Genomic DNA, 16,730 nt, shown 5'->3' with positions numbered 1-16,730 from the left:
AGATCTGTGGAGGGGGAGGGTGGTTACGAGCGTACTTCGAGGAGCGGTACGAGCTGTTCCACCGGGGTCATCGAGCCGTGGTTGCCGACCATGAGGGACTCGTGGGGTTCGCGCCGCGAGGCGGTGATGACGACGTCGTCGTGGGCCGCGGCGACCACGTCGCCGATCCGCCCGTACACCCGCTCGTCGACGTGCGGGCCGAACCAGCCCGCCGCGATCGCCTCGTCGCGGCTCGCGACCCAGAACTGCTCGCCGAGCACCTCGCGCCAGCAGGTCAGTACGTCCGAGACGGCGCCCGGCACGGCGTACACATGGCGGGCCCGGCCCTCGCCGCCGAGCAGGGCGACGCCGGCGCGCAGCTCCCAGTCCTCGTCGAAGTCGATACGGGACTGCTCGTCGAAGGGGATGTCGATCATGCCGTGGTCGGCGGTGACGTACAGGGCCGCGCGGGGCGGGAGCTGTTCGGCCAGGCGCTGGGCGAGCCGGTCGACGTACATCAGCTGGCCGCGCCAGGCGTCCGAGTCGACGCCGAAGCGGTGGCCCTTGCCGTCGACCTCGGAGTAGTACGTGTAGACCAACGACCGGTCCCCGGCGGCGAGCTGGGCCGCCGCGAGGTCCATGCGCTCCTCGCCGGAGAGCCGGCCGCGGAAGGTGCCGCCGCTGAGGGCGACCTTGGTGAGGGGGGTGTGCTCGAAGGTGGGCGAGGACACCTGCGCGGTGTGCACGCCGTCCCGGTCGGCGAGCTGGAAGACGGTGGGGTACGGCTGCCAGACGTGCGGGTCGGTCCAGGGCTTCCAGCGGAGCTGGTTCATCAGCTCGCCGCTGTCGGGGTTGCGCGCGGTGTAGCCGGGCAGGCCGTGCTCGCCGGGGGCCAGGCCCGTGCCGACCGAGGCGAGCGAGGTCGCGGTGGTGGCGGGGAACCCGGCGGTTATGGGCCGGCCCGTGCCGCCGCGCGAGGTGCCGAGCAGGGAGTGCAGATAGGGCGCCTCGTCCGGGTGGGCCTTGATCTGCTCCCAGCCGAGGCCGTCGATCAGGAAGACGCAGTTGCGGTCGGCGGGGGCGAGCCCGGCGATGCGCTCCTCGAATCCGGGTACGCCCTGGCCCGCCACGAGGGTGGGCAGCAGATCGGCGAGCGATCCGGTGCCGTACTCGGGGACGGGCGCGGTGTCGAGGGCGAGGGGTTCGGGATCCTGCCAGGCGGGCTGGGCCATCAGCGGCCGGTCGCCGCGGTCGCCTCGGACAGCGCCTGGGCGAAGGCCAGGGTCTGGCGGACCGTGTCCGGGCCGTCGCCGGCCTCGCTGACCCTGAGGCTCAGGTCGTCGGCGGTGGAGTTGCCGGTGTAGCCGTGGTCGGCGTCGCAGTTGGGGTCGCCGCAGGCGGCGGGCTCCAGGTCGAGCCGGGCGACGGCGCCCCAGCCGATGGTCAGGACGACCTCGCGGGGCAGGGTGCCGGGCGTGTACGACTCGGGGTTCGCGACGACGCGGCTCACGACGACCGACGAGATCCGGCCGAGCTTCACGGACTCCGTGGACGTGGTCGCGTACGGCGTCGGGGAGCTGGTGTCGGCGTTCTGCTCGTCGGTGTGGCTGACGATGAAACGGTTGTCCGTGAGCACGAGGACCGTCACATGGCGGCGTACCTCGTTGGCGTCGAAGGTGGTCTCCTGGTGCACCAGGTACGACGCGATCGGCTCCCCGCCGACCGCGGCCTCCACCGCCTCGGCCACAAGGGCCGGGTAGTAGCCGCTGCGCTCGATCGCCGCGCGGAGCCCCTGGGTCGTCGTACCGGTCTTCGCCATGGGGTCCATCTTAAGCTGCCGCAGGGGGCGGACGGCCCTCAGAGGCTGTGTCCGAAGCCCGGGCGGAGTTCGGACGGGGGCTCTCAGTAGCTGGGCAGGCGCCTGGGGCCCAGGTCCGTGCGGGGCGGAGCGGGGGCGAGGCGGACGCTCGCGCCGAGTACGGAGAGGCCGTGCTGGGCGACGATGACGGGCTCCAGGCCCACCGCGACCACCTCGGGATGGTCGTCGACCAGCCGCGACACCCGCAGGAGCAGTTCTTCGAGTGCCGCGGTGTCGACGGGCGCGGAACCCCGCCAGCCGAACAGGAGCGGGGCCGTCCGGATGGATCGCAGCAGTTCGGCGGCGTCGCGGTCGGTGGCCGGGATCAGCCGGTGCGAGGTGTCGCCGAGCAGTTCGGAGGCGGCTCCGGCGAGTCCGAAGGAAAGGACCGCGCCGACCGCCGAGTCGATCGAGGCCCGCACGACGGTGTCCACGCCGCGCGGGACCATGGCCTGCACGACGGGCTTGAGCTCCTCGGGCTTACCGAGGGTGGCCGTCAACTCGGCGTAGGCGCGGGCGAGTTGGCGCTCGTCCGCCAGATCCAGGCGTACGCCGCCGAGGTCCGGGCGGTGGCGCAGGTGCGGGGCGGTGGTCTTGAGGGCGACGGGGTAGCCGAGGTGACGGGCGGCCTCGACGGCACGGTCCGGGTCGGGCGCGGGCAGCGTCGGGCGCACGCGGATGCCGTACCGGCCGAGCAGCTCCTCGGCGTCCGGCGCGGCCAGGGTCGTGCCGCGGGGGTCGGGCGCGGGGCCGAGCAGCCGCTCGATCAGCCCGGCCGCGCCCGACTCGTCGATGTCGTCGTACTCCCCCACCCTGCCGGGGTCGGCCGCCTCGCGCCTCCAGCGGGCATAGCGGACGGCTTCCGCCAGCGCCCGGACGGCTCGCTCGGCGGCGGGGTAGGCGGGGATGCGGTTTGCCTCGCGGGGTTCGGGGAGGTCGCTCTTCGGCTGCCCGCCGGTGGGGGTGCTGGGGGCGCTGCCCCCAGAGCCCCGCTCCTCAATCTCCCCCGAGGACTTCGTCCAGGGGGGACCCCCAGGGGCTGGATTTTTGCCGGGCGGGACTGGATCGGTGCTGGTCGGCCCCGGCTTCGGCGGGGTGTGGGGTGCCCCCCTGTTGACCGTTCTGGCCGCCGCCGACAGGGCCTCCGCCAGGCCGCCGATCTCCACGTGGACGACGGCCACCGGCTTCGCGGGGGCCGCGGCGGCCGCCTCGCGCAGGGCGTCGGCGAGTATCTGGCCGTCGCCGGATTCCATGGCTCCGTTCTCGCCGACCCAGGGGATGGCCGTCACCACGACCGCGTCGCAGGCGTCGTCCGCGAGGGCCGCGGCCAAAGCCGCGCGGAAGTCGGCCGGGGTCGCCCCCGTCGTCAGGTCGAGGGGCCTGAGCGGGCGCAGCCCCTCGGTCAGGCAGGCGTCGTACGTGAGCAGGCCGAGGGATTCGGAGTTGCCGAGGATCGCGACGCGCGGGCCCGCGGGCAGCGGCTGGCCCGCGAGCAGCAGCCCCGCGTCGACGAGTTCGGTGACCGTGCCGACCAGGATGACGCCCGCCTGGCGCAGCAGCGCCGAGACCGTGGCGTCCGGCACCCGGGTCACCGGCACGGCGTGACCCGGCGGGGTCGTGCCGCTGTGCCGGGCGCCCTTGACCACCACGACGGGCTTGGCGGCGGCCGTGCGCCGGGCGAGGCGGGTGAACTTCCTCGGGTTCCCGATGGATTCGAGATAGAGCAGCACCACATCGGTGGCGGGGTCCTCGTACCAGTACTGGAGGAAGTCGTTGCCGGAGAGGTCCGCGCGGTTGCCCGAGGAGATGAACGTGGACAGGCCCGCGCCGCGCCGGTAGAGGCCCGACAGGAGGGCGATGCCGATCGCGCCCGACTGGGTGAACAGACCGATCCGGCCCGCGGCCGGCGGCTCGGGGGCCAGCGAGGCGTTCAGCCGCACCTCCGCCGCGGTGTTGATGATCCCGAACGCGTTGGGGCCGATCAGCCGCATCCCGTACGAGCGGGCCTGGCGGACCAGCGCGCGCTGGCGCTCCCTGCCCTCGGGGCCGCTCTCCGCGTAGTCGGCGGCGAGGACGACGAGGCTCTGGACGCCGTGCTCGCCGCAGTCGGCGACGGCTTCCGGCACCCGTTCGGCGGGAACCGCGACGATCGCCAGGTCGACCGGTTCGCCGATCGCGGCGATGGAGGGGAAGGCGGGGACGCCGTCGAGCTCGCGCTGGTCTGGGCCGAGCGCCTTGTTCACGGCGTACGTGCGTCCGGTGAATCCGGCGTCCAGGAGGTTGCGCAGGACCGTGCGGCCCACGCCGCCGGGGGTGCGTCCGGTGCCGATGACCGCGACCGAGCCGGGCGCGAGGAGGCGCTGCACGGATCTCGCCTCGGCGCGGTGTTCGCGGGCGCGCTGCACGGCGAGCGACTCGGCGGTGGGTTCCAGGTCGAGGGTGAGGTGGACCGAGCCGTCCTCGAAGGACCGCTTCTGCTGGTAGCCGGCGTCCGTGAACACCTTGATCATTTTGCTGTTGGCCGGCAGCACCTCGGCGGCGAACCGCCTGATGCCGCGCTCGCGGGCGACCGCCGCGATGTGTTCGAGCAGGGTGGAGGCGACGCCCCGGCCCTGGTGGGCGTCCTGGACGAGGAAGGCGACCTCGGCCTCGTCGGCGGGGGCGGAGGCGGGCCTGCCCTGGGCGTTGATGCGGTCGTAGCGGACGGTCGCGATGAACTCGCCGCCGACGGTTGCCGCGAGTCCGACCCGGTCGACGTAGTCGTGATGGGTGAAGCGGTGGACGTCCTTGGCGGAGAGCCGGGGGTAGGGGGCGAAGAAGCGGTAGTACTTCGACTCGTCCGAGACCAGCTCGTAGAACGAGACGAGCCGCTCGGCGTCCTCGGTGGTGATGGGCCTGATGCGCGCGGTGCCGCCGTCGCGGAGCACCACGTCGGCCTCCCAGTGAGCCGGGTACGCGGGATCGGACGCCGTCGTCATACCGAAAGCGTACGGGTCGCGGCGCCGTACGGGGCGGGGCAAGGTGGGCAGGGCCGATCGGCGGCGTGCTGGGGCCTAAGGTCGGTACGAGCATCGCGGACCACATGAGAGACTGGTCTAGACAACCGTCAGAGATTTCGAAGGGCAACACCATGGCTGAGCGCCGCGTCAACGTCGGCTGGGCCGAGGGCCTGCACGCCCGCCCCGCGTCCATCTTCGTCCGTGCCGCCACGGCTGCCGGAGTCCCCATGACGATCGCCAAGGCCGACGGCAACCCGGTCAACGCCGCGTCCATGCTCGCGGTGCTCGGTCTGGGTGCGCAGGGCGGCGAGGAGATCGTGCTGGCCTCCGACGCCGAGGGCGCGGACGTCGCGCTCGACCGGCTGGCGAAGCTGGTCGCCGAGGGTCTTGAGGAGCTCCCCGAGACCGTCTGATCGGGCTGATCGGGCTGATCCGACTGGTTCGGCTCATCCGGTCGACGACACATCACGTCGCATCGAAGGACCGCTGCTCCCGAAATTCGGGACCGGCGGTCCTTTCGTTTTCCCGCCACTGCCGCATGGGAAATTGCAGGGGAAAGCCAATTTCGGGCAGCACGCTGCGGCGGCGTTTATCGCCTTCTTTGTATACGGCTCTGCCGTTAAGCGCGGACGCTCGCGGTGTTTACGGCATGTTGCGAAGTCCTCACGTCCGCGGTCCTGCGCAGCCGATGGGCGGAAAAGGATCGCTCGGCGTGCAGAGTGGTGAGGGAGCGGGCGCGTTCGGCGTCGCCGCGGGCCACCGCGTCGGTGATCGCGCCGAGTTCGGCCCAGGTTTCGGCCGGGCGGGCCGGCACCTCGACCGCGTACATCCAGGCGATCTTGTGCCTCAACTGCGTGAGCAGCGCGATCAGTCCGGGGCTCGCGGAGGCCTGGGCGAGCGTCTCGTGGAACCAGCCGCCGAGCGAGCGCAGGTCCTCGCCCTGGCCGCGCCGGGCCCGGTCCTGACCCAGCCTCACCAGGCCGCGCAGCACCTTGAGATGGGCTTCGCTGCGGCGCCCGGCGGCCCGGGCGGCGGCCAACGGCTCAAGCAGCAGGCGCAGTTCGAGGAGGTCGGCGGCCTCCAGGTCGGTGGGCTCGGCCACACAGGCGCCGGCGTGTCTGCGGGTGGTGACGAAGCCCTCGGACTCCAGGGTGCGCAGGGCCTCGCGGACCGGGACGCGGGAGACTCCGTAGCGGCGCGCGAGGACTTCCTCGGTGAGCCGGCTGCCGCGCTCGAATACGCCCGAGACGATGTCGTCGCGGATTGCCGTGCATACCGAATGCGCCGGAATGTGCATGACCGGACCTCCGCCTTAATCCCCGCGAAACGCGGTCGAGCAACGTCTGTTCCGCGACTCTATGACAGGCCTTGTTAATTCCCGGTGACGTGCCTGAACCAATGGATATCTTTTGGCCAATGGCGAAGACCCCCGGCGGATGTGCCGGGGGCCTTCGGTGTGCGCGGGGCCCCGAGTGCGGGTGCGCTTCAGATGTCTGGGGCGGTCTTCAGGCGCCTCGGACCGTCTTCGGACGTCTCAGACGGTGACGCCGTGCGAGCGCAGGTAGGCGACGGGGTCGATGTCCGAGCCGTAGTCCGGGCCGGTGCGGGCCTCGAAGTGGAGGTGCGGGCCCGTGGTGTTGCCGGTGTTGCCCGACAGCGCGATCTGCTGGCCCGGCTCGACGCTCTGGCCGACGGAGACCTGGATGACCGAGAGGTGGCCGTACTGGGTGTACGTGCCGTCGTTCATCCTGATCACGACGTTGTTGCCGTAGGCGCCGCCGTTGCCGGCCTCGACGACGGTGCCGAGACCCACGGCGTGCACCGGAGTGCCGATCCCGGCGTGGAAGTCGATGCCGGTGTGGCTGCCGGAGGACCACAGCGATCCGCCGGTCTTGTAGCCGGTGGACACATAGCTGTCGGATATGGGAGCCACGAAGGTGTTGAGGCGCTTGCGCTCGGCCTCGCGCGCGGCGCGCTCCTTGGCCTCGCGTGCCTCCTTGGCCCGCTGCTCGGCCTTCGCCTTGGCGGCGGCCTCGGCCTCGGCCATCGCCTTGGCCTTCGCGGCGGCCTGCTTCTGCGCGTCGGCCTGGGCGCCCACCTGGTCGGCGATGCTGTCGCCGATGACGATGGCCTGGGTGAGGCCGGTGTCGACCGTGGTGGTGCTGGGGGCCGCCATGGCCGGGGAGGCGAGGGTGCCTACGACTCCGGCGGTGGCGAGGGTGGCGATGCCCGCGATGTTCGCGCTGCGGCGCGTCATACGGCTGGGCGCGCGATGCTTCCCGGTGGCACGGGTGAACGCCATGAAGTGGCGGTGTCCTTTCCTTCCATCTCGCCTACCGGGTTAGCTGACGGGTTCGGAGCAGGAAGGTCTCCTACGGGCTCCTCCGCGGGCGGAGGCGTCCGATTCACCCCAGGGACTGAGTGGGTCCCCGGCTCCCCAGGCTCGCGCCTTCGGGGACTCGGCGATCACTGTCCGGTGCCGCGGCTGCGACGGGTGGTGACGGACAGCGGGACCGACGCTAGACGGCTGATCTTTCAATCACCAAACAGACACCGGTTTTTGTAGCGCACGCCACATGACAGACAGGCAACCTCCCCAACAAACCGGACATTGAGCCGGACATCAGGAGGACCCCGGCAGCGCATCCGCCGCCGGGGTCCCGTGTCCCTCGACCGTCCGGGCGCCTCGATCGGCCCGGACGGTGCGTCAATCAGCCTGCCACGACGGTCACTTCACCGATTCCGAGCGCCCTGACGGGCTCCTCGATCTGTGCCGCGTCGCCCACCAGGACCGTGACGAGCCGGTCGGCCGGGAAGGCGTTGACGACGGCCGCCGTCGCCTCCACGGTGCCGGTCCCGGCGAGCAGCGCGTACAGCTGCGCCTGGTAGTCGTCGGGCAGGAACTGCTCGACCTGGTCGGCCAGCGTCCCCGCGACGGCCGCCGCGGTCTCGTACTTGAGCGGCGCGACGCCCACCAGGTTCTGCACGGCCGTCTCGCGCTCGGCATCCGTCAGACCCTCGGCCGCCAGCGTGCGCAGCACCTTCCACAGGTCGTCGAGGGCCGGGCCAGTGTTCGGGGTGTCGACCGAGCCGCTGATGGCGAGCATGGCCGCGCCGCCGTCGGGGCCCGAGCGCAGCACCTGGCCGAACGCGCGCACCCCGTAGGTGTAGCCCTTCTCCTCGCGCAGCACGCGGTCGAGGCGCGAGGTGAGCGTGCCGCCCAGGCAGTACGTACCGAGCACCTGGGCCGCCCAGACCCGGTCGTGCCGGTCCGGGCCGATGCGGCCGATGAGCAGCTGGGTCTGGACCGCGCCCGGGCGGTCCACGATGACGACCCGGCCCCTGTCGTCGGCGGTGATCGGCGGGACGGGGCGCGGCTCGGCGCGGTCGCCGGTCCAGTCGCCCAGGGTGTCCGTGAGGATCGCGTCGAGGTCGGTGCCCGACAGGTCGCCGACGACGACGGCGACGGTCGTCGCGGGGCGCACATGCTCCTCGTAGAAGGCGCGCACCGCGGCCGCGTCGATCGCGGCGACCGTCTCCTCGGTGCCCTGGCGGGGCCGGGACATGCGCGCGGAGGCCGGGAACAGCTCCTTGGAGAGCTCCTTGGCGGCCCGCCGGGAGGGGTTGGCCTGCTCGTGCGGGATCTCGTCGAGCCGGTTGCGCACGAGCCGCTCCACCTCGGAGTCGGCGAACGCGGGGGCCCGCAGCGCCTCGGCGAGCAGCGAGAGCGCCTTGGGCAGCCGCGAGACCGGCACTTCGAGGGAGACCCGGACGCCCGGGTGGTCGGCGTGCGCGTCGATGGTGGCGCCGCACCGCTCCAGCTCGGCGGCGAACTCCTCGGCGGAGTGCTTGTCGGTGCCCTCGGTCAGGGCGCGCGCCATGATCGTGGCGACGCCGTCGAGGCCCTCGGGCTCGGCGTCCAGCGGGGCCGCGAGGAAGATCTCCACGGCGACGACCTGCTGGCCCGGGCGGTGGCAGCGCAGCACGGTCAGACCGTTGGCGAGCGTGCCGCGCTCGGGAGCCGGGAAGGCCCACGGCGTGGGGGTGCCGGCGGCCGGCTGCGGGTGGAACTCCATGGTCACGACAGCGTCCGTCACTGGCCCGCCTCTTCTTCCTCTTCGTTGCCTGCCTCGGGTGCCGCGATGGGCTCGTACACCAGGACCGCCCGGTTGTCGGGGCGCAGTCTCGCGGCGGCGACCGCCTGCACCTCCGCGGCGGTGATGTCCAGGACGCGGTCGACGGCGGTCAGGGCGAGCTGCGGGTCGCCGAACAGCACGGCGTACCGGCACAGTTCGTCGGCGCGGCCGGCCACGGTGCCGAGCCGGTCGAGCCACTCGCGCTCCAACTGGGCCTGGGCGCGCTCCATCTCCTCCTCGGTCGGGCCCTCCTCGGCGAACCGGGCGAGCTCCTCGTCGACGGCGGCCTCGATGTCCGGGACGTCGACGCCCGCCGACGTCTTGACGTCCAGCCAGCCGAGCGAGGGGGCTCCGGCGAGCCGCAGCAGGCCGAACCCGGCGGCCACCGCGCTCTGGTCGCGGCGGACCAGGCGGTTGTGCAGCCGGGAGGACTCGCCGCCGCCGAGGACGGTCAGCGCCAGGTCGGCGGCGTCGGACTCGCGGGTGCCGTCGTGCGGCAGCCGGTAGGCGGCCATCAGGGCGCGCGCCGGGACGTCCTCCTCGACGACCTCGCGCAGCTGACCGCCCATGGTCTCGGGCAGCGCGCCGTCGCGCGGCGGCTGCTTGCCGTCGTGGAGGGGGATGGAGCCGAAGTACTTCTCCACCCAGGCCAGCGTCTGCTCGGGGTCGATGTCGCCGACCACGGCGAGCACCGCGTTGTTGGGCGCGTAGTACGTACGGAAGAAGTTCCGGGCGTCTTCCAGGGTCGCCGCGTCCAGGTCGGCCATCGAGCCGATCGGCGTGTGGTGGTAGGGGTGGCCCTCCGGGTAGGCGAGGGCGGTCAGCTTCTCGAAGGCGGTGCCGTAGGGCACGTTGTCGTAGCGCTGGCGGCGCTCGTTCTTGACGACGTCGCGCTGGTTCTCCATCGACTCCTCGTCGAGCGCGGCGAGGAGCGAGCCCATGCGGTCGGCCTCCAGCCAGAGCGCGAGCTCCACCTGGTGGGCGGGCATGGTCTCGAAGTAGTTGGTGCGCTCGAAGCTGGTGGTGCCGTTCAGCGAGCCGCCGGCCCCCTGCACCAGCTCGAAGTGGCCGTTGCCGTGCACCTGATGGGAGCCCTGGAACATGAGGTGCTCGAAGAGGTGGGCGAGGCCGGTGCGGCCCTTGACCTCGTGGCGCGAGCCGACGTCGTACCAGAGGCACACCGCTGCGACCGGGGTCAGGTGGTCCTCGGAGAGCACCACGCGCAGGCCGTTGGCCAGTCGGTGCTCAGTGGCTGTCAGACCGCCGGAAGCGGCCTGCGCTGTGGCCGTGTGACCCATGGGCATGTACGTCCCTTCGTTCGCGATGTGCAGTACTGCGAGGTGGAGTACTGGCGGGGGAAGTCCTCGATTGAAGAAGTCCTGCCACTGTATGCAAGCGCGCGGGCACCTGGCGAAGTTCCCGGGTCGCGGTCGGCGTTGTCAGTGGGACGGTCCACAATGGTCGGCATCAGACCCGTTCCGGTACGTGAAGGAGCAGCAGCCGCGATGGCCCGCCGCAGCACGAAGACCCCGCCGCCGCCCGACGACTTCGAGGAGCGGATCCTCGACATCGACGTCGTCGACGAGATGCAGGGCTCCTTCCTTGAGTACGCGTACTCCGTGATCTACTCGCGGGCCCTGCCGGACGCCCGGGACGGCATGAAGCCCGTCCAGCGCCGCATCGTCTACCAGATGAACGAGATGGGCCTGCGGCCCGACCGTGGCTATGTGAAGTGTGCCCGTGTCGTCGGCGAGGTGATGGGCAAGCTGCACCCGCACGGCGACGCGTCGATCTACGACGCGCTGGTGCGCATGGCGCAGCCGTTCTCGATGCGCCTGCCGCTGGTGAACGGGCACGGCAACTTCGGCTCGCTGGGCAACGACGACCCGCCGGCCGCCATGCGGTACACCGAGTGCAAGATGGCGGACGCCACCTCGCTGATGACGGAGTCGATCGACGAGGACACCGTCGACTTCGCGTCGAACTACGACGGCCAGGAGCAGGAGCCGGTCGCGCTCCCCGCCGCGTATCCGAACCTGCTGGTCAACGGCTCGTCCGGGATCGCGGTCGGCATGGCGACCAACATGCCGCCGCACAACCTGGGCGAGGTCATCGCCGCCGCACGCCATCTGATCCGGCACCCGGACGCGGACCTGGAGGCGCTGATGCGCTTCGTGCCGGGCCCCGACCTGCCGACGGGCGGGCGGATCGTGGGCCTGGGGGGCATCAAGGACGCGTACGAGTCGGGCCGCGGCACCTTCAAGATCCGCGCCACGGCCTCGGTGGAGAACGTGACGGCGCGCCGCAAGGGCCTGGTCGTCACCGAGCTGCCGTTCACGGTCGGCCCGGAGAAGGTGATCTCCAAGATCAAGGACCTGGTCGGCTCGAAGAAGCTCCAGGGCATCGCCGATGTGAAGGACCTCACCGACCGTTCGCACGGCCTGCGTCTGGTCATCGAGATCAAGAACGGCTTCGTGCCCGAGGCCGTCCTGGAGCAGCTCTACAAGCTGACGCCGATGGAGGAGTCCTTCGGCATCAACAACGTGGCTCTGGTGGACGGCCAGCCGCTCACCCTGGGGCTCAAGGAGCTCCTGGAGGTCTACCTCGACCACCGCTTCGACGTGGTGCGGCGCCGCAGCGAGTTCCGCCGCACCAAGCGCCGCGACCGGCTGCACCTGGTCGAGGGCCTGCTCGTCGCCCTGGTCGACATCGACGAGGTCATCAGGATCATCCGGTCGAGTGACAACTCGGCGCAGGCCAAGGAGCGGCTCATCGAGCGCTTCTCGCTGAGCGAGATCCAGACGCAGTACATCCTGGACACGCCGCTGCGCCGGCTCACCAGGTTCGACCGGATCGAGCTGGAGAGCGAGCGCGACCGGCTGACCGGCGAGATCGACGAGCTGACCGGGATCCTGGACTCGGACAACGAGCTGCGCAAGCTGGTCTCGGCCGAACTGGCCGCGGTGGCCAAGAAGTTCAGCACCGACCGGCGCACCGTGCTCCTTGAGTCGGCGGGCGCCCCGGTCGCGGCCGTCGCCCTCGAAGTCGCGGACGACCCCTGCCGGGTGCTGCTCTCCTCCACGGGTCTGCTGGCCCGCACCGCCACCGGTGATCAGTTCGTGGCCGGTGAGGACGACAAGCGCGTCAAGCACGACGTGATCGTCTCGGCGGTGCCCGCCACCCAGCGGGGCGACGTGGGCGTGGTCACGTCGAGCGGGCGGCTCCTTCGCCTCGCGGTGATCGACCTGCCCCAGCTCCCGGACACGGCGTCCGCGCCGAACCTGTCGGGCGGCGCCCCGATCTCGGAGTTCCTGTCCTCCCTGGAGCCCGACGAGACGGTGGTGTGCCTCACCACGCTCGACGAGTCCTCGCCGGGCCTCGCGATCGGCACCGAGCAGGGCGTCGTCAAGCGCGTGGTGCCCGACTATCCGGCGAACAAGGACGAGTTGGAGGTCATCACCCTCAAGGACGGTGACCGGATCGTGGGCGCGGCCGAGCTGCGCACCGGCGAGGAGGACCTGGTCTTCATCACCGACGACGCCCAGCTCCTGCGCTACCAGGCGAGCCAGGTGCGCCCGCAGGGGCGGCCCGCGGGCGGCATGGCCGGCATCAAGCTGACCGACGGCGCCAAGGTCATCTCGTTCACGGCGGTCGACCCGGCCGGGGACGCGGTGGTGTTCTCGGTGGCGGGCTCGGGGGCCACCCTGCTCGGCGACACCGCGGTGTCCGGGAAGCTGACGCCGTTCGACCAGTATCCGCGCAAGGGCCGGGCGACCGGCGGGGTGCGCTGTCAGCGGTTCCTGAAGGGCGAGGACAAGCTGGTGCTCGCCTGGGCGGGCCCGGCCCCGGCCCGCGCGGCCCAGGCCAACGGCGCCCCGGCGCAGCTCCCGGAGCTGGACCCGCGCCGCGACGGCTCGGGCACACCGCTGCCCTCCCCGGTGGCGGTCCTGGCGGGCCCGGCCTCGTAACGCGGGGCGAGGGGCCAAGAGGCCGGTTGCCTCAACTAGCCGACGGGGCCGGGGAGTTCATCGATCTCCCCGGCCTCTTCCGGCTCCCGGGGATCCTGCTCCGGCTCGGGTACGTACCGCAGGACGCCCCACATCGCGTGCTCGGCCGGGGGCTCCCCTGAGTCCGGCACCACGCACTCGGCGAGCTGCTTTTCCAGCCCCGGTGCGTCGATTCCGGCGCCGATGAGGACGAGCTCGGTGCGGCGCTCCTGCTCACGCGCCCACGGCTCGGGGTAGAAGCGCAGGAACCGGCCCACCGCGTGCAGGCCGTACCGGTTGCGGGCGTCGGCGGCGCCGAAGTCGACGAATCCCTTGATGCGGTAGAGGCCTTCGGGCCGGGTGTCGAGGAAGGCCATCATCCGGCGCGGGTCCATGGGCACGTCCGAGGTGAAGGCGACGGATTCGTACCCGGCGTGCAGATGGGGATGCGCGTGCCCCGCGCAGGCGCTGTGGTCATGGCCGTCCTCGCCGCAGCTCCCCTCGTCGGGCGCATCGTCGAGGAGGTCGTCGAAGGCGAGCTGACCGACGCGCTCGGTCAGGGGCCTGCGGTCGAAGAAGAGCTCCGGGTCGACCCGGCCGTACGCGGACTCGACCACCGCGGCCGCCCCCGCGAGCGCGGTGCGCAGCCGGGCCAGGTCACCCGCGTCCACCCGGTCCGTCTTGTTGAGCACGACCAGGTCGGCGACGGTCAGATGCCGCTCGATCTCGGGGTGCTTCTCGCGTGTGGCGTCGTACTCCGCCGCGTCCACGACCTCGACCAGGCCCCCGTACACGATCCGCGGGTTCTCGCTGGCGAGCAGCATCTTCACGAGTTCCTGGGGTTCGGCGAGACCGCTCGCCTCGATGACGATGACGTCGAGGCGGGCGGCGGGCCGGGTCAGCTTGTCCAGGTAGAGGTCGAGCTCGCTCGCGTCCACAGCGCAGCACAGGCAGCCGTTGCCGAGCGAGACGGTGGAGTCGCCGAGCTGGCCGGCCACCGTCATGGCGTCGATCTCGATGGAGCCGAAGTCGTTGACGATGGCTCCGATGCGGGTGCCGCGGCAGGCCCGGAGCAGATGGTTGAGCAGGGTGGTCTTGCCCGAGCCGAGGAAGCCCGCGAGGACGATGACGGGGATCTGCTTGCTCGGGCTGTTCACCTGGGGCCTTTCTCAGAGCCTGTGTCTGGACACAGGCTCTCAGACTGCGGGTACGGGCTGCGGCGGGGGCGGGCCCACGTAGCGGGCCGCCGGGCGAATGATCTTCGAGTCCGCCGACTGCTCCAGGATATTGGCGCTCCAGCCGACCACCCGTGCCGCGCAGAAGGTGGGCGTGAACATCTCGCGGGGCAGCCCGCACAGCTCCATGACCACCCCGGCGTAGAACTCCACGTTGGTGTGCAGCTCGCGGCCCGGCTTGAGCTCGGCCAGCATCGCCTCGACGTGGCGCTCCACCTCGACGGCGAATTCCACCAGAGACCCGCCGAAGCCTTCCGCGATCCCGCGCAGCATGCGCGAGCGGGGGTCCTCGGTGCGGTAGACGGGGTGCCCGAAGCCCATGATCCGGTCGCCTGCCAGGACGCGTTCGCGGATCCAGCCGTCGATGCGGTCGGGGGTGCCGATCGCATCGAGGGTGTCGAGGGCGCGACTGGGGGCGCCGCCGTGCAGGGGCCCGGAGAGCGCGCCGACCGCGGCGACCAGGCTCGCCGCGACATCGGCCCCGGTGGAGGCGACGACGCGGGCGGTGAAGGTGGAGGCGTTGAAGCCGTGGTCGATGGTGGAGATGAGGTACTGCTCGACGGCCCGTACCCGTTCGGGCCCGGCTTCCGAACCGGTCAGCATGTAGAGGTAGTTGGCGGCGTACGGCAGGTCGTCGCGGGGCTCGACCGGTTCGACCCCCTGGCCGAGCCGGTGCAGGGCGGTGAGCAGGGTGGGCACGGCGGCGCAGGCGGCGAGCGCGTCCTCGGCGCGCTGCTCGGCGTCCAGGTCGTACACAGGCCGGAAGCCCTTGGCCGCGCCGAGCAGGGAGAGCGCGGTGCGCAGCCCGGCGAGCGGTCCCGACAGGGCGCCGGTGCGGGCGATGCCGGGTAGCGCCTCGCGCACGCCGGCGGGCAGGTGGCGCAGCTCGGCGGTGCGGGCGGTGAAGGCGGCGCGAGCCGCGGCGTCGGGCAGCTCGCCGTGGAACATCAGGTGCCAGACGTCCTCGAAGGTGCGGCTCTGGGCGAGCTCGACGGCCGAGTACTGGCGGTAGTGGTAGAAGCCCTCGATGCCGCGGACGTCTCCGAGTTCGGTGTCCGTGACGACGACGCCCGCGAGCCCGCGGGGTACCGCGGCGGGGGCGGTGATGGTGCCGGCCATGTGGCTGCCTCCTTCAGTTCTTCATGTTGACTTGACTGTCTATGATTGACTCTGGAGCTGTCAATGTTGATTGAATCAACTTGAATCAATATGGATACGGTGACCCCATGAGTGATCAGGCACGGCTCACCACCCGAGAGGCGGCGGAGCGGCTCGGCGTGAAGCCCGAGACGGTCTACGCGTACGTCAGCCGCGGACAGCTGAGCAGTGAGCGCACCCCCGGCGGGCGGGGCTCCACCTTCGACGCGAAGGAGGTCGACGCGCTGGCCCGGCGCGGCGGCCGCCGCGAGCCGGGCCCGGGCACGCCGAGCGGCGAGCTGACGTTCCGCACCGGCCTCACCCTGATCGACAAGGACCGCTACTACTTCCGCGGCGTCGACGCGGTCGAACTCGCCACCGCGTACGGCTTCGAGGAGGTCGCGGAGTGGGTGTGGACCGGTGAGTTCACGCACGGCCCGCGCTTCACCGCCCCGCAGCAGTTCCTGGACGCGGCCCGGCTCGCCGTCGACGCGCTGCCCGTGCACAGCAGCACCATGGACCGGCTGCGGGTCGCGGCGGTCGCGGTCTCGGCGGCCGACCCGCTGCGCTTCGACCTCGACCCCGCGGCGGTGCTCGGCTGCGGCCGGATGCTGATCCCGACCCTGGTCGGCGCCCTGCCGACGGCGGGCAAGCGGCATCGCGGCGAGGGCCGGATGGCCTGGCAGCTGTGGCAGCGCCTCACCCCACAGCTTCCTGACGAACAGTCAATTCGCCTCCTCGATACGGCCCTTGCCCTGCTCATCGACCACGACCTGGCCGCCTCCACGCTCGCCGCCCGGGTCGCGGCCTCGGCCCGCGCCCATCCGTACGCCGTGGTCTCGGCGGGGCTCGGCGCCCTGGAGGGGCCGCTGCACGGCGCCGCGAGCGGGCTCGCGCACCGCACCCTGACCGAGGTGCTCGAACGCGGGAGCGCGGCTCCGGTGGTGGCCGACCATCTGCGCTCGGGGCGGCGCGTGCCCGGGCTCGGCCACCGGCTCTATACCGGCGAGGACCCGCGCGCCCGGGCCCTGTTCGCGCTGCTCGAAGCGATTCCGCAGGCCTCGGACGCGCTGGCCGCGGCCCGAGACGTGGTCGACACGACGGCCCGGCACACCGCGCTGCACGCCAATGTCGACCTCGCGCTCGCCGTCATGAGCGTGGCGTTCGGCATGCCCACCGAGGCCGGCGAGACGGTGTTCGCGGTGGCCCGCATGGCCGGCTGGATCGCGCACGCCCTGGAGGAGTACGCGGAACGCCCGCTCCGGATGCGCCCCAGCGGCCACTACACCGGCCCCCGACCACCCCGCCCGCTGCCCGCCTGACCGGATCCGGGGCGGCCTGAACCCGCTTGTCTTCAGGGCTACTTGGCCCGGCTGGGAACGTACCGTCAGACTTTCCCC

General features: G+C 71.9%; 12 protein-coding genes and 1 riboswitch. Of the genes, 3 read left to right on the top strand and 9 right to left on the bottom strand.

The features are described 5' to 3' along the window. Nucleotides 1–23: 23 nt before the first annotated feature. The 3 genes from ACWC2B_RS25870 to ACWC2B_RS25860 form a co-directional block, all read right to left on the bottom strand. Complete coding sequence (locus tag ACWC2B_RS25870; RefSeq protein ID WP_450720503.1) at nt 24–1,211, bottom strand: alkaline phosphatase family protein; 1,188 nt, start codon at nt 1,209–1,211, stop codon at nt 24–26. Further along, on the bottom strand, nt 1,211–1,798 hold the full coding sequence (locus ACWC2B_RS25865) for a DUF5998 family protein (protein WP_450720501.1): 588 nt from the start codon (nt 1,796–1,798) through the stop codon (nt 1,211–1,213). The genes ACWC2B_RS25870 and ACWC2B_RS25865 overlap by 1 nt, the downstream gene beginning before the upstream one ends. 83 nt (nt 1,799–1,881) lie before the next feature. Continuing rightward, nucleotides 1,882–4,815 (bottom strand): bifunctional acetate--CoA ligase family protein/GNAT family N-acetyltransferase, encoded by a 2,934-nt coding sequence (locus ACWC2B_RS25860; RefSeq protein ID WP_450720499.1) that lies wholly within the window; start codon nt 4,813–4,815, stop codon nt 1,882–1,884. A gap of 152 nt (nt 4,816–4,967) precedes the next feature. Here ACWC2B_RS25860 and ACWC2B_RS25855 point away from each other — a divergent pair, with 152 nt between their 5' ends. Continuing rightward, nucleotides 4,968–5,249 carry an HPr family phosphocarrier protein gene (locus ACWC2B_RS25855; RefSeq protein WP_053725500.1) on the top strand — a complete coding sequence of 94 codons (282 nt, stop codon included), beginning with the start codon at nt 4,968–4,970 and terminating at the stop codon, nt 5,247–5,249. Between the two features lie 206 nt (nt 5,250–5,455). Here ACWC2B_RS25855 and ACWC2B_RS25850 read toward each other — a convergent pair whose 3' ends face one another. The 4 genes from ACWC2B_RS25850 to ACWC2B_RS25835 all read right to left on the bottom strand — a co-directional run bounded on the left by ACWC2B_RS25850 (nt 5,456) and on the right by ACWC2B_RS25835 (nt 10,270). Next, the gene (locus ACWC2B_RS25850; RefSeq protein WP_450720497.1) at nt 5,456–6,133 is read right to left on the bottom strand and encodes a GntR family transcriptional regulator; all 678 of its coding nucleotides are present in this window, start codon (nt 6,131–6,133) and stop codon (nt 5,456–5,458) included. A 237-nt stretch (nt 6,134–6,370) separates the two neighbouring features. Next, nucleotides 6,371–7,138: a M23 family metallopeptidase gene (locus ACWC2B_RS25845; protein WP_450720495.1), complete on the bottom strand. Its 768-nt coding sequence runs from the start codon at nt 7,136–7,138 to the stop codon at nt 6,371–6,373. 13 nt (nt 7,139–7,151) lie between these two features. After that, nucleotides 7,152–7,311, bottom strand: a riboswitch (cyclic di-AMP (ydaO/yuaA leader). 236 nt (nt 7,312–7,547) lie between these two features. Then, nucleotides 7,548–8,912 (bottom strand): M16 family metallopeptidase, encoded by a 1,365-nt coding sequence (locus ACWC2B_RS25840; protein WP_450720643.1) that lies wholly within the window; start codon nt 8,910–8,912, stop codon nt 7,548–7,550. A 17-nt stretch (nt 8,913–8,929) separates the two neighbouring features. Next, on the bottom strand, nt 8,930–10,270 hold the full coding sequence (locus tag ACWC2B_RS25835) for a M16 family metallopeptidase (protein ID WP_450720641.1): 1,341 nt from the start codon (nt 10,268–10,270) through the stop codon (nt 8,930–8,932). Nucleotides 10,271–10,477: 207 nt separating this feature from the next. Between ACWC2B_RS25835 and ACWC2B_RS25830 the strand changes: the two genes are divergently transcribed. Then, nucleotides 10,478–12,940 carry a DNA gyrase/topoisomerase IV subunit A gene (locus ACWC2B_RS25830; RefSeq protein WP_450720493.1) on the top strand — a complete coding sequence of 821 codons (2,463 nt, stop codon included), beginning with the start codon at nt 10,478–10,480 and terminating at the stop codon, nt 12,938–12,940. 35 nt (nt 12,941–12,975) lie between these two features. On the opposite strand, the gene ACWC2B_RS25825 is transcribed toward ACWC2B_RS25830, so the two are convergent. Continuing rightward, nucleotides 12,976–14,115 (bottom strand): CobW family GTP-binding protein, encoded by a 1,140-nt coding sequence (locus ACWC2B_RS25825; RefSeq protein ID WP_450720491.1) that lies wholly within the window; start codon nt 14,113–14,115, stop codon nt 12,976–12,978. Between the two features lie 39 nt (nt 14,116–14,154). Then, nucleotides 14,155–15,312, bottom strand: coding sequence for a citrate synthase (locus tag ACWC2B_RS25820; RefSeq protein ID WP_450720489.1), 1,158 nt, complete (start codon nt 15,310–15,312; stop codon nt 14,155–14,157). Between the two features lie 107 nt (nt 15,313–15,419). Here ACWC2B_RS25820 and ACWC2B_RS25815 point away from each other — a divergent pair, with 107 nt between their 5' ends. Continuing rightward, nucleotides 15,420–16,652, top strand: coding sequence for a citrate/2-methylcitrate synthase (locus ACWC2B_RS25815; RefSeq protein WP_450720487.1), 1,233 nt, complete (start codon nt 15,420–15,422; stop codon nt 16,650–16,652). Nucleotides 16,653–16,730 lie beyond the last annotated feature (78 nt).

Source organism: Streptomyces sp. NPDC001415 (assembly GCF_053597395.1).
Note: the sequence above shows the minus strand (reverse complement) of the source record. Positions and strands in the feature narration are given on the sequence as shown.

Bases quoted from the DNA above. Each gene is read 5' to 3' on its own strand.
- ACWC2B_RS25815 (WP_450720487.1), top strand. From the start codon at position 15,420: ATGAGTGATCAGGCACGGCTCACCACCCGAGAGGCGGCGGAGCGGCTC.
- ACWC2B_RS25850 (WP_450720497.1), bottom strand. From the start codon at position 6,133: ATGCACATTCCGGCGCATTCGGTATGCACGGCAATCCGCGACGACATC.
- ACWC2B_RS25855 (WP_053725500.1), top strand. From the start codon at position 4,968: ATGGCTGAGCGCCGCGTCAACGTCGGCTGGGCCGAGGGCCTGCACGCC.
- ACWC2B_RS25870 (WP_450720503.1), bottom strand. From the start codon at position 1,211: ATGGCCCAGCCCGCCTGGCAGGATCCCGAACCCCTCGCCCTCGACACC.
- ACWC2B_RS25860 (WP_450720499.1), bottom strand. From the start codon at position 4,815: ATGACGACGGCGTCCGATCCCGCGTACCCGGCTCACTGGGAGGCCGAC.
- ACWC2B_RS25845 (WP_450720495.1), bottom strand. From the start codon at position 7,138: ATGGCGTTCACCCGTGCCACCGGGAAGCATCGCGCGCCCAGCCGTATG.
- ACWC2B_RS25830 (WP_450720493.1), top strand. From the start codon at position 10,478: ATGGCCCGCCGCAGCACGAAGACCCCGCCGCCGCCCGACGACTTCGAG.
- ACWC2B_RS25835 (WP_450720641.1), bottom strand. From the start codon at position 10,270: ATGGGTCACACGGCCACAGCGCAGGCCGCTTCCGGCGGTCTGACAGCC.
- ACWC2B_RS25865 (WP_450720501.1), bottom strand. From the start codon at position 1,798: ATGGCGAAGACCGGTACGACGACCCAGGGGCTCCGCGCGGCGATCGAG.
- ACWC2B_RS25820 (WP_450720489.1), bottom strand. From the start codon at position 15,312: ATGGCCGGCACCATCACCGCCCCCGCCGCGGTACCCCGCGGGCTCGCG.
- ACWC2B_RS25840 (WP_450720643.1), bottom strand. From the start codon at position 8,912: ATGGAGTTCCACCCGCAGCCGGCCGCCGGCACCCCCACGCCGTGGGCC.